Below are 12,135 nucleotides of genomic sequence, written 5' to 3'. Positions count from 1 at the left end.
GTGTGGTTGCGGATGAGGGCGTAGACGTCGGCGAAGCCGGTGATCTCGGTGGGGTCGGCGAATCCGCCCTGGGGCGCCCGGGTGATGAGGCGCCCGCCCTGGTAGATCTCCGCCAGGCGCTGCTCGAAGTAGGGGATGACGTCGCGCGGCGGCCCGAAGTACACGGGCTTGCCGCCGGCGGCGAGGATGAGGACCTTGTCGGCCCGGTCGATGTGGTTCTCATTGTGGGTGACCACCATGACCGTGCGTCCCGAGTCCGAGCCGCGCATGCCGTGGGCGAGCCTGGCCAGCAGTTCCATGACGTCGCGGTCGAGCTGGGGGTCCAGGCCGGAGGTGGGCTCGTCGAGGAACAGCAGGCCGGGCTTGGTCAGCAGCTCGATGGCGGTGGACACGCGCTTGCGCTGCCCGCCCGAGAGCTTCTTGACGTTCTTGTCCACGTGCTCGGTCAGGTCCAGGTCCGCCAGGACCTCGGCGATGCGCTCGGTCCGCTCCTTCTTGGACACGTCCTTGACGAAGCGCAGCTCGGCGGCGTACTGGAGGGTCTGGCGCACGGTGAGGTCGGCGTGGATGACGTCGTTCTGGGGGACGACGCCGATCCTGTTGCGCATGACGTCGTAGTGGTCGTACACGTCGATGCCGTTGAAGAGGACCTGGCCCTTCTGGGCCTTCTGCTCACCGGTCAGGGCCTTGAGCAGGGTGGACTTGCCGGCTCCGGAGGGGCCGACGACGGCCAGGAGCTCGTTGCCGGGCAGGGCGAAGGAGATGCCGTCCAGGAGGGTGAGCCGGCCGTCGTTGACGGAGAAGGTCAGGTCCCGGGCCACCAGCTCGCCGCCGCGCTCCTGGAGCTTGAGCAGCCCGTCGGGGCTGACCTCGACGAAGTGCCCGCCCATGCCGATGACGGTGGGCTTGGTCACCAGGACGTGGGGCACGCGCTGCCCGCCCACGTAGATGCCGTTGGTGGAATTGTTGTCGACGACGACCAGGCCCTGCGGGGTCATCTCGACGCGGGCGTGGTGGCCCGACACGGCGGGGTCGGCGATGACCAGGGCGTTGTCGGGGTAGCGGCCGATCGTCCCCGAGCGGGTCAGGCGCACCCCGGAGATCGTGCGGCGCTGGCCCACGGGCGCCGTCGGGTCGAGGAGATCCTCGGGCGACCCGGGGCCGGAGGCGGCCGAGGGCGCCGAGGTCTGACCGGCGCGCACCACCATCGTGCGCCCGGACAGCGGCTCGGCGGGCGAGGGCTGCGCCGGCGCCGGGCCCGTGGGCGGGGGCTGCATCGGCGCCGGGCCGGCGCCCGGACCCCACGGCGCAGTCCTCCCGGCGGCGGAGGGCGCGGACGGCGGGGCGGCCCCGGCCGGAGGCCGGACCGGGCCCGGTCCGGCCGGGGGCCGCCCCGCCGCGCCGGCCGCGCCGGCGGGGGCGCCCGGCGCAGTGGCGGCGGGGCCCGCCGGCTGCGGGATGAAGAGGAACGTCGGCCCGGAGGCGTTGGACAGCTGCACCCGCACCGGGCGCGCGACCAGCACGGGCCCGCGGTTCGGGGCGCCGTCGACCAGCATGCCGTTGGTGCGCGAGACGAGATGGATCTGCCAGCCCTGCGGCGTCGGCACGACCCGCAGGTGGGTGCCCGAGACTATCGAGGAGTTCGCCACCACGATCCCCGAGCTGGGGTGGCGGCCCACCGTGAACTCCTGGGTGAAGACGCGGGGGGGCTGGTCGGCGGGGGCGTTGCCGGATCGTACGGCGAGCGCGATGGGGGTCACGGCGGTCCTTCCTGTGACGGGCGGCGATCGGCCACGGGGATTCCGGCGGTCACGATACCGGGGTCGGGGCGTCGCGGTCAGCCGCCGGCCGATCGGACGATGGGGAGCGCGATCCGTGCGCCCGCGTCCGGCCCCCGCTCCGGTGTTGGTATCGTGCCCCCACGGCCGCCGCCCGGCGGCCGTGCGCCTCCGTAGCTCAATGGATAGAGCATCGGCCTTCTAATCCGCAGGTTGCCGGTTCGAGTCCGGCCGGGGGCACCGGTGGCCCCAATACCGCTGAATCGTAGCGACGTCAATACGTGATTCGGTCGCATTGCGCCCCTAAGGTTGGACCCATGGCCCCCTCTCCGTCCCCGCCGCCCGCGCCCGGCGATGACGTGCCCGTCTCCGCGCTCAGTCGCGGCCGTCTCATCGACGTCCTGACCGACACCGTCGGGGACCTGGAGCGCCTCGAGCTGCCCCTGACCGTCGAGGGCATCGATGAGGCCCGCCGCCTGCGCTCGAGCCTCATCGGGCAGGTCCGCGACCACGTGCTGCCCCGGCTCGCCGACGCCGACGTCCCGGCGATCGTCGTCGTCGGCGGCTCGACCGGCGCGGGCAAGTCCACCCTGGTCAACTCCGTGCTCGGGCGCGAGGTCTCCGACGCCGGGGTCCTGCGCCCCACGACCCGCACGCCCGTGCTCGTCGTCAACCCCGAGGACGCCGAGGTCCTCGCCGATCATCCGGTCTCCGAGGTGAGCCTGACCGTCGTGTCCGACGTCGTCCCCGCCGGACTGGCCCTGGTCGACGCCTCGGACCTCGACTCCGTCCACGAGGCCAACCGCACCCTCGCCGTGCGCCTGCTGGAGGCCACCGACCTGTGGCTGTTCGTGACCACCGCCGCCCGCTACGGCGACCAGACGCCGTGGTCGACCCTGGAGGAGGCCGCCCGGCGCAACACCCCGATCGCCGTCGTCCTCAACCGCGTCCCCGCCAGGATCCTGTCGGTGGTCCGCCGCGACCTGGTGACCCGCCTGGAGGGGCTGGGCCTGGCCGAGTCGCCCTTCTTCGTCGTCCCCGACGCCGGACCCCACGAGGGCCTGCTGCCGGCGTCCTCCGTCGTCGAGCTGCGCGACTGGCTCTCCCTGCTGGCCGGCCGCCACCGCGCCGCGGGCCTCATGCGCCGCACCGACCGGAGCCTGTGGCCGGGGCTGCGCTCGGACCTGAACCGTCTGGCCGACGCCGTCGACGCCCAGGACGACGCGGGCCGCCGCCTGGAGAGGGCCGGCCAGGCCCTCCTGACCGAGCCCCTGGCCGCCCTGCGCGACGACGTCGCCCGCGGCGTGGCCGGCGACGGCGCGCCCGCCACGCGCTGGGTCTCCCACGCCTCGACCGGGGGCGCACTGGCCTCCCTCGCCCAGGGCGGGCGCCTGCGCCGGGGCCTGTTCGGCCGCGCCGCCGCCGCGCGGGGCCGGGCGCTGGAGGAGGTGGTCGTCGAGCTGCGCGAGGCGCTGGTCCTCCGGCTGTCCGCCGCCCTGTCCTCGGTCGTGGCGCAGGCGCGCCTGGTGTGGGAGGAGGCGGGCGTGGCCGACAGGGTCGACGGGGTGCTCGGCGCCGGCCCCGGCGCCGAGGCGGTCGTCGACGAGTGGATCGGCCGCGTGCGCGCCGACCCCCCGTCCGCCCCCGGCGGGTCCAAGGGCATCAGGGGGCTGGAGCCCCGGGGTGCGGCCGACCTGGTCATAGCCGCCTCGTGCGGGGTCGAGGGGGCCGCCGACTCCGCGCGCCGCCTCGGCCTGACGGAGCCGGTGTCCGCCGCCCGCTCCGCGCTCATCACCGTCCTGACCGGCGCCCTGCACGCCGCCGTGCCCGCGGGCGCCGCCCTGCGCCTGGTCCCCGATCCAGCCCTCGCCGCCGCGCTCAGACTGCGCGCCGGCGAGCTCGTCCCACTCGTCCACCCCGGAGCCGCAGCATGACCGAGTCCGCACTCCGCCGTCGCAGCCGACGCGCGCCCAGCCCGACCGTCCCGACCGCCGGCCGGGGCGCCCCCGCGCCGGGACCCGCCCCGGTGCCGGTGGCCGGCCCCGCCGTCGTCCTCGACGAGCGCCTCAACGCCCTGCGCGCCGCCCTCGACTCCTGCCCCACGGAGGTGCCCGCGGCCCTGGGGATGCCCGCCCGCAAGAGCCTGGACGCGGTGGCCGAGCGCCTCGCCCTGGGCGTGGACCACACGGTCGTCGCCCTCTTCGGCGGCACCGGCAGCGGCAAGTCCTCGCTGTTCAACGCCCTGACCAAGCTGCAGTTCGCCGACGTCGGCGCCCGCCGCCCCACCACCTCCCGGGCCGCCGCCTGCTCCTGGGGCGACGACGCCAACGCCCTGCTGACCTTCCTGGGCGTCGACCCCTCGCGCCGCATTCGCCGCGAGTCCCTCCTCGACGCCGACGACCAGGACGAGCTGGCCGGGCTGGTCCTGCTCGACGTGCCCGACTACGACTCGGTCACCACCGCGCACGCCCTCCAGGTGGACCGCCTCGTGCCGCTGACCGACGTTCTCGTGTGGGTCCTGGATCCGCAGAAGTACGCCGACTCGGCGCTTCACGACGGCTACCTGCGCGGGCTGGGCGCGCGCCAGGAGGACATGCTCGTCCTGGTCAACCAGATCGACACCCTGCCCGTGGGGGGCCGGGACCGCCTGCTGGAGGACGTGGGCAACCTCCTCGTGGCCGACGGCCTGGCCGGGGTCACCGTCCTGCCGGTCTCGGCGGTGCGGGGGGACAACCTCGACGCCGTGCGGCGCATACTCGTCGACCGGGTCTCACGGGAGTCCAACGCGGCCCGCACCGCCTCGGCCGAGCTCGACGCGATCGCCCTGAGGCTGCGGCCCACGGCGGCGGTGGGCGAGATCGTGGTGGAGAGGGAGCCGCTGGGCGAGGTCGTCGAGTCCCTCATCCAGGCCTCGGGCGCGCGGGCCGTGGCCGACTCGGTGCGCACGGGCCTGGCCCGGGCCCTGCCGGGGGCGCTGGCCCGCCCCGAGCCGCCGGCGGGGGCGGCCGTGGCGGCCGCCCGGACCCGGTGGCTCACGCGCGTCACCCAGGGCCTGCCGCGCGCCTGGGCTCGCAGCATCGAGTCCGCCGTGGCCGGCGCCGACGCGCTGGCGGCGCAGACGGCGGAGGCCGTCGGCTCCGTCGCGCTCCCGGCCCCGCGCTCGACGGCCATCGACCTGGCCTGGTGGGGGGGCCTGCTCGCCGTCGTCCTCGGCCTGGGCCTGGGCGGCGCCGCCCTGGCCACCGGCGGGAGCCTCGTGGCGCCCCCGCTCCTGGTCCTGGTCGGCATCGCCCTGGCCGGGTGGGCGGCGTCGGCCCGCCGCCGGCGCGCCGCCGCCGAGGCCGAGACCTACGCCGGGGCGGTGCGCGCCCGCGTGGAGTCCATTATCGAGCGCGGACTGGCCGCGCCCGCCCGGCAGGTCCTGGAGCGCCACCGCGCCCTTCAGCGCGCGGTCGGCCTGTGAACCGCGGCGTGCGCGGTCGGCCCGCGGCCCGGCGCCGGCGGGAGCCCGACGGCGCCGGGCCGCGGTGCGCCGGGCTCCACAGGCGCGGGCCGCGGCGGGGTCGTCCCCAGACCTGACGGGCCCCGCTCGCGCGCGGCGGCGGCGCGGGGCACGGTGGGTGGTGCCGGCGCCGCGCCGGCGCCACCCGATGCGAAGGAGCACCGCCATGACCCGTCAGCTCGAGCTCGTCGTCCAGGGCGTCCTGGGCACGACCCCCGTCGTCTCGCGCGCCCCCTCGGGCCGCGCCTACTGCCGCTTCCGCCTCGCCACCACCCCGACCTTCCGCACCTCCGAGGGCTGGCGGGACGAGGAGACCATCTGGTTCACCGCCAAGGCCTGGGGCCCTCTGGCGGAGAACCTGGCCCGCAGCCTGCGCAAGGGGGACCCGGTCCTCCTCGTGGGCCGCTTCACCCAGGAGAGCTGGAGCTCGCGGCTGCGCGGCGAGATGATCACCAATGTCCTGACCGTCGCCGCCGGCGGTCACGACCTGAACCGCGGGGAGACCCGCTTCATGAAGATCGAGCGCGCCGACGCCGCCCGCACGGCGCCCTCCGCCCCCACGCCCCCCGGCCCGGCGGAGGGCGCGCCGCCCCCGGGCGCCGGGGCGGACGCGCCCGAGGGCGCCGGGACGCGGACCCCGCCGGAGGGCCCCGGGAGCGCGCCGCCCCCGGGCGCCGGAGCGGACGCGCCCGAGGACGCCGGGCCCGACGACGAGCCCTGGTTCTCGCCGCCCCGGGACCGGCTCGCCCCGGCCCCGGACTACGTCCTGGCCGACGCCTGAGTCCGCGGACTTCGGCTCGCGCCGCCGGTGCGCGGACCCCGGCCGGCGCCCGGCTCACCCACCCGGCGCCCGGTGGTCCAGATCGGCCGGGTGGGCCACGCGCAGCACCTCGATGAGGACGCGCACGGCGATCGCGGCGGCCGCCTCGCCGTCGGGCAGCAGCCGGGCGAGCGCGCCGGCGCGCATCCGCCAGCCCAGCGCCCGCAGCGAGTCGACCTGCTCCGGACCCAGCAGCGCCCCGCCCCGCGCGTCGAGGACGGGCAGGACGATCTCGACGCCGTCGGCCCTCCCGGTGAGCGCCATCCCGGGCGGATGCGGGGAGGCGGGCCCGGCGCGGCGCCGGCGCAGCCGGGCCAGCAGGCCCGCGGGGGCCGGGGCGGATCCCCCGCCCACGACCGGCGCCGGGGCCGTGAGCAGGAGGGTCGCCCCCGGGCGGGCCCCGTCCGGGCGGGCGGGGCCGTCGAGGAAGGCCGCCAGGGTCGGCTCGAAGCGGGCCCAGGAGCCCAGATCCACGTGCTCCTCCAGGTTCATGGGCACACGCTAGCGGGCAGCGCCACAGCCCGCCCGGGCGTGTCATGCCGCGGTACTCGACCCCGGCGTGGCTACGGTAGCCGGGAACCGGGAGCGGCGGCGCACCCGCATCGGCCAGGGGAGGGATCAGGCCATGATTCGATTCGATCACGTGTCCAAGGTGTACAAGCGGGGCGCACGGCCCGCGCTCGACGACGTCGACATAGAGATCGAGCGCGAGGAGTTCGTCTTCCTCGTGGGGGCCTCGGGCTCGGGCAAGTCGACCTTCCTGCGTCTAACCCTGCGCGAGGAGCGCCCCACCTCCGGACGGGTCCACGTCCTGGGCCGCGACCTGTCCCAGGTCTCGACGTGGAAGGTGCCCCAGCTGCGCCGCGAGATGGGCTTCGTCTTCCAGGACTTCCGCCTGCTGGAGAACAAGACGGTCCTGGAGAACGTGGCCCTGGCCTCCCAGGTCATAGGCAAGCCCCGTCATTACATCCTGTCCGCCGTGCCCGAGGCCCTCGACCTCGTCGGCCTGTCCGGCAAGGAGAAGCGCCAGCCCCACGAGCTGTCGGGCGGCGAGCAGCAGCGCGTGGCCATCGCCCGCGCCATGGTCAACCGCCCCAAGCTCCTGCTGGCCGACGAGCCCACCGGAAACCTCGACCCGTCCACGTCGGTGGGCATCATGCGCCTGCTGGACCGCATCAACCGTCAGGGCACCACCGTCGTCATGGCCACCCACGACGACGAGATCGTCGACCAGATGCGCAAACGCGTCATCGAGCTCAAGTCCGGCGCGGTCGTGCGCGACCAGGCCCGCGGCGTCTACGGCTCGGACCGCTGAAGGAGGACCCCTGTGCGATTCCGCTTCATCACCTCCGAGACCTTCAAGGGCCTGACCCGCAACCTGGCGATGACGATCTCGGTCGTCCTCGTCTCCTTCGTCTCGCTGCTCTTCGTCGGCGCCTCCTCCCTCCTGCAGTCGCAGATCGCCGCCATGAAGGGCGAGTGGTACGACAAGATCGAGGTCAGCGTCTACATGTGCCCGTCGGACTCCTCCTCGGCCGTGTGCATCGAGAACGGGGAGGCCACCCAGGAGCAGATCGCCGCCGTCGCGGCCCTCATCGACTCCGGCTCCCTGGCCCCCTTCGTCAAGAGCTACACGATCGAGTCCAAGGCGGAGGCCTTCGCCAGGTTCCAGAAGGCCTTCGGGGATCAGGCCCTGGGCCGCATCGCCACCGAGGACATGATGCCGATCTCCTTCCGCATCAAGCTCGTGGATCCCACGCAGTACCAGGCGGTGGCCGAGCAGTTCACCGGGCGCGCCGGCGTCGAGCGCGTCGTCGACCAGCGCGCCACCCTGGAGCCGCTCTTCCTGGTGATGAACCGGGCCTCGTGGGTCACCGGGGGCTTGGCCGCCATTATGGCCCTGGCCGCCGTCCTGCTCATCACCACCACCATCCGGCTGTCGGCGATGAACCGTTCCAAGGAGACCGGCATCATGCGGCTGGTCGGGGCCTCCAACCTCTTCATCCAGCTGCCCTTCATACTCGAGGGGGTGATCGCCGCCCTCCTGGGGGCGATCCTCGCCGTGGCCACGCTGTGGGCGGGGGTCCACTACCTCGTCCAGGGGTGGCTGGCGAGGTCGATCAGCTTCACCTCCGCCTTCATCAGAACCACGGACGTGCTGCGCCTGACCCCCTGGCTCCTGCTCGCCGCGATCGTCCTGGCGGCGGCGTCCTCCGCCTTCTCGCTGTCGAAGTACACGAAGGTGTGATCCCCATGGCCACCCCGCTCCCCGCCGCCCGGATCCTGCCCCGCCCGGGCGGGTCCCGGCCGTCCGCCGCGCCCGGCGGGCCGTCCCGGCGACGTCGGCGGTGGCGCGCCGTCGCCGTCGTGCTGGCGGCCGCGGCGCTGGGCACGGCGCCCCTGGCGGCGTCCACCTGGCCCGCGGCGGCCGATGACCGCTCCGACGCCGTCGACGCGCAGGAGCAGGCCCAGCAGCACCAGGCCGAGCTCACGGCCTCCCTGGAGGGGGTCTCGGCCGAGCTCGGGCAGGCCTACCTCGATCTGCAGGACGCGCGGACCGCGCTGGGCACCGCCGAGGCGGAGCTGACGGCCGCCGAGGACACCCTCGCGCAGAAGCAGCGCGAGCAGCAGACGGCGGCCGACCGCCTGTCGGTCGCCCAGGCCGACCTGGACGACCTGACCGACGAGGCCGATCAATCCGCCCAGAACGCCCAGGAGCACAGCGACTCGGTCGCCTCCATGGTCGTCTCCGCCTACCAGGGCGACACCACGTTCACCTCCTGGACCTACGTGCTGGCCTCCGACTCCGTGGAGGACCTGAGCGATCGGGCCTCGACCATGGCGATCGCCTCCGGCATGCAGGAGTCGGCCCTGGCCTCCGCCGAGGCGCAGCGGGCGCGCGACGCCAACCGCAGGGCCCGCCAGAACGCGGTGACGCAGCGGGTCTCCACCCTCAAGGATGAGGCCGACGCCGCCGAGCAGGAGGCCCAGGAGGCCGCGGACGCGGCGCAGACCAAGCGGGACGAGGTCGCCGACCTCGAAACGAAGGCCGCCGCGGCCGCCTCCGACCTGGAGGCCCGCAAGGGCGACCTGGAGGAGCAGCTGCGCCAGAGCGCGGCGGACGCCGAGGCCGCCGCGGCGCGCATCGCCGAGATCGACGCCGCCAACCGCGCCGCCTACGACGCCGGACAGACCGGCGTCTCCTCGGCGACCGTCGCCGCCGACTCCCTCGGCTCGGGCTACATCGGCCACCCCATCACCGGCGGGCTCGTCGTCACCTCCCCCTTCGGGTGGCGCGTCCACCCCGTCACCGGCGTGAGCACCGGGCACCAGGGCGTCGACTTCGCGGCCGCGGAGGGCACGCCCCAGTACGCCTCGGCCGCCGGGACCGTCACCTACTGGGACTCCGCCTCCTGCGGCATCGGCCTGGACCTCAACGTCGGCTACGTCGACGGCCACTCCTACGTCGTCACCCTGTGCCACCTGTCGGGGCGCAATGTGGCCAACGGCCAGTACGTCAACCGGGGCGACGTCATCGGCTTCACCGGCTCGACCGGCTACGCCACCGGCCCCCACGTCCACTTCCAGGTGGCCCAGGACGGCGTCTACATCGACCCCATGACCCTGCCGGGGTTCTAGGCCCGGGGCCGCCGGGTGGCCGGGTCCTGGCCGGGCCGGGTTCGGCGCCGCGGCGCGCCGCCGCGTAGGCTGGGGCCCGCGCCGCGCGCCGCGCCGGGACCGGGACAGACCAGGAGAGGAGACGCCCATGGCCGCCAGGCCCAGAGGAGAGAGGAAGCCCACCGCGGGGGAGCGGGCCAAGGCCGCCTCCGACGCCCGCAGGACCGTCGCCCGCAACCGCAGGGCCGCCCACGACTACTTCATCGAGGACCGCTACGAGGCGGGCCTGTCGCTGACGGGGACCGAGGTCAAGGCCCTGCGGATGGGGCGGGCCTCGCTGACCGAGGCGTGGATCGAGGTCGACCGCCGCGGCGAGGCCTGGCTCCAGGGCGCGCACATCCCCGAGTACCTCCAGGGCACCTGGAACAACCACGCCCCGCGCCGCAAGCGCAAGCTGCTGCTCCACCGCGCCGAGCTCGAGCGCCTGGCGGTCAAGGTGCGGGCCAAGGGGTACACGATCGTCCCGCTCGAGCTGTACTTCATCGGCGGGCGGGCCAAGCTGGAGATCGCCCTGGCCCGGGGCAAGCAGGACTGGGACAAGCGCCAGGCCCTGCGCGAGGCCCAGGACAGGCGCGAGGCGGCCCGGGCCGTGGCCGCCGCCAACCGCCGTCGGGGCTGAGCCGGACCGCCGACCGCCGTCGGGGCTGCGGCCGCCGCCCCCGGCCGGCGGTCACCAGCGGTCGTGGACGTAGGGGCGGATGATCCGGTCGTAGAGCTCGGCCAGCGCGGCGTGCATCTCGGCGCCCAGAGGCGCAATCCCGGCCGCCTCGATATTGAAGCGCACCTGGTGCGCGCTGCGCGCATCGGGCAGGATGCACGTGATCCCCTCCTGCTCGATCAGCCACCGCAGCGCCACCTGGACCGGCTGCACGTGCTCGGGCCCGAGCTCGCGGCACAGGCGGGCGAGCTCGCGCGCGGCCCGGGCGCCTGCATCCCCGGGCACGACGGTGAAGATCCGCCCGAGGTCGGGCGCGTCCTCGGGGCGCGGCAGGGACTGGGCATTGCGACGGCGGTTGTGGGTCAGCAGGCCCTCGGGGAGGGGCGTCCGGGCGATCACGGCGGTGCCCGCGGCGCGCGCGGCCGGCAGGACGGCCTCGAGCGGCCGCTGCCTGAAGACGTTGACGATCAGCTCCACGCTCGCGCAGCCCGGGTGGCCGATGGCCTCGAGCGCCTGCTCGCAGGTCTGCACGCTCACGCCGTAGGCGCGGATGCGGTCGGCCTCGACCATCTCGTCGAGCCACTGCCAGGTGCGGGGCGCCTCGATGACCGGGCCGGGCGGGCAGTGCAGTTGGACGAGGTCGATGCTCTCGACCCCGAGGTTGGCGCGGGAGCGGTCGTTCCACGCCAGGAAGCCCTCCCGGGTGTAGCTCTCGGGGGTCTGCGCCGCCCGTCGCCCCATCTTGGTGGCGATGGTGAGGCCGGCGTCGGGATGGGCGGCGAGGAACCGGCCGACGAAGCGCTCCGAGCGCCCCTCGCCGTAGACGTCGGCGGTGTCGATGAGGGTGACGCCGGCGTCGACGGCGGCCTCCAGCGCGGCGGCGGCCGTCTCGGGGGCGACCTCGCCCTGGTCGAGTCCCAGCTGCCAGGTGCCGGTGCCGATCACCGCGATCCGCCGGTCCAGCGCGGTCAGTGCCCGGGTCTCCATGAGTCCTCCTCGTGTCGCGGTCCCGTCGGTGCGATCCGCCCCGCGCCCATCTTCGCAGGCCGACGGCGTTCAGGTCGGTTCTGCGCATCACGCCCGGCGGCCGCCGGGGCGGGGGTGACGGCGGGGCGGGGCTCTGGTACACTCCCTCTCGCCCCTCGACGGGGCGCGTTTCCGGTCCCGCCGCGACGGCGGGGCGGACAACTCCACAGGGGATGATCGGTTTCGACGACGGTCGTGGGTTCAGGAGAAGCGGGTCGAGGATGCGCAGTCATCTCGTCAACGCCCTGCGCGAACCAATAGGTGCCGATAACACTCGCACCGACTTCGCCCTCGCCGCCTGAGCGAGCTCCGAAGTCCGTCAGCCCGGGGACTGCTTCCGCCCCGGTTCCTGGCGTCATCCAGGGAGCCACTGCTGAGATCCCTCGTCATCGGGGATCCCGGAACATCTAGGTGACTGAGCCCGTCGGCGTTCTTGTTCGCGTGAGACGCCGGGGCTGAGAAAATCATAAGCGAACTGCACCCGGAGAAGTCCTGTTGCACCACCGTCGGACGGGGGTTCGATTCCCCCCATCTCCACCACTCGTGCGCGCTGCTCCACGAGGCGTCCCGCCCCGGCGCGGGCTCGCGGAACGGCGTTGAGTTCGCGCCCGCGCGGCCGGTTCACCCGGCTCCGCGGGCGCTTCGCCGTGCCGCCATGACATCGACTCGGGGT

The 12,135-nt window shown here is 74.8% G+C and carries 9 protein-coding genes, 1 tRNA gene, 1 other RNA gene and 2 pseudogenes; 9 read left to right on the top strand and 4 right to left on the bottom strand.

The annotated features are described in order from the left end of the window. Positions 1-341: 341 nt before the first annotated feature. Together G446_RS21495 and G446_RS21490 are read right to left on the bottom strand one after the other, a co-directional pair. A pseudogene (locus G446_RS21495) lies at positions 342-761 on the bottom strand (ATP-binding cassette domain-containing protein); the annotation flags it as partial. A 153-nt stretch (positions 762-914) separates the two neighbouring features. After that, positions 915-1,679 (bottom strand): annotated as a pseudogene (locus G446_RS21490) (FHA domain-containing protein); the annotation flags it as partial. A gap of 266 nt (positions 1,680-1,945) precedes the next feature. Here G446_RS21490 and G446_RS0104775 point away from each other — a divergent pair. The 4 genes from G446_RS0104775 to ssb all read left to right on the top strand — a co-directional run bounded on the left by G446_RS0104775 (position 1,946) and on the right by ssb (position 6,061). After that, positions 1,946-2,018: transfer RNA gene (locus G446_RS0104775), tRNA-Arg, on the top strand. Positions 2,019-2,095: 77 nt separating this feature from the next. Next, on the top strand, positions 2,096-3,712 hold the full coding sequence (locus tag G446_RS0104770) for a GTPase domain-containing protein (protein ID WP_026409288.1): 1,617 nt from the start codon (positions 2,096-2,098) through the stop codon (positions 3,710-3,712). Continuing rightward, entirely contained in the window at positions 3,709-5,241 is a 1,533-nt protein-coding gene (locus G446_RS0104765; protein ID WP_084778999.1) for a GTPase, read from the top strand. Before G446_RS0104770 ends, G446_RS0104765 begins: the two co-directional genes overlap by 4 nt. A 205-nt stretch (positions 5,242-5,446) precedes the next feature. Beyond that, complete coding sequence (gene ssb, locus G446_RS18625) at positions 5,447-6,061, top strand: single-stranded DNA-binding protein (RefSeq protein WP_051285657.1); 615 nt, start codon at positions 5,447-5,449, stop codon at positions 6,059-6,061. Positions 6,062-6,115: 54 nt separating this feature from the next. Here the strand turns inward: ssb and G446_RS0104755 are convergent, their stop codons facing one another. Continuing rightward, positions 6,116-6,592, bottom strand: coding sequence for a TY-Chap domain-containing protein (locus tag G446_RS0104755; protein WP_034469165.1), 477 nt, complete (start codon positions 6,590-6,592; stop codon positions 6,116-6,118). A gap of 133 nt (positions 6,593-6,725) precedes the next feature. On the opposite strand from G446_RS0104755, the gene ftsE reads away from it, so the two are divergent. The 4 genes from ftsE to smpB all read left to right on the top strand — a co-directional run bounded on the left by ftsE (position 6,726) and on the right by smpB (position 10,397). After that, positions 6,726-7,415: a cell division ATP-binding protein FtsE gene (gene ftsE / locus G446_RS0104750; protein WP_026409285.1), complete on the top strand. Its 690-nt coding sequence runs from the start codon at positions 6,726-6,728 to the stop codon at positions 7,413-7,415. Between the two features lie 12 nt (positions 7,416-7,427). Next, entirely contained in the window at positions 7,428-8,348 is a 921-nt protein-coding gene (gene ftsX, locus G446_RS0104745; protein ID WP_026409284.1) for a permease-like cell division protein FtsX, read from the top strand. A gap of 5 nt (positions 8,349-8,353) precedes the next feature. Then, positions 8,354-9,739, top strand: a complete 1,386-nt coding sequence (locus G446_RS0104740; protein ID WP_084779000.1) for a M23 family metallopeptidase — start codon at positions 8,354-8,356, stop codon at positions 9,737-9,739. A 127-nt stretch (positions 9,740-9,866) separates the two neighbouring features. Beyond that, on the top strand, positions 9,867-10,397 hold the full coding sequence (gene smpB, locus G446_RS0104735; protein WP_026409282.1) for an SsrA-binding protein SmpB: 531 nt from the start codon (positions 9,867-9,869) through the stop codon (positions 10,395-10,397). A 51-nt stretch (positions 10,398-10,448) separates the two neighbouring features. Here the strand turns inward: smpB and G446_RS0104730 are convergent, their stop codons facing one another. Further along, a complete protein-coding gene (locus G446_RS0104730) occupies positions 10,449-11,423 on the bottom strand; it encodes an aldo/keto reductase (RefSeq protein WP_026409281.1) in 975 nt (324 codons plus the stop codon). Positions 11,424-11,631: 208 nt separating this feature from the next. Here G446_RS0104730 and ssrA point away from each other — a divergent pair. After that, positions 11,632-12,002, top strand: a transfer-messenger RNA (tmRNA) gene (gene ssrA / locus G446_RS19160). Positions 12,003-12,135 lie beyond the last annotated feature (133 nt).

Source organism: Actinomyces dentalis DSM 19115 (assembly GCF_000429225.1).
Lineage (GTDB): Bacteria > Actinomycetota > Actinomycetes > Actinomycetales > Actinomycetaceae > Actinomyces > Actinomyces dentalis.
The sequence above is the reverse complement of the archived record's forward strand: the minus strand, read 5'-3'. Positions and strand labels throughout refer to the sequence as shown.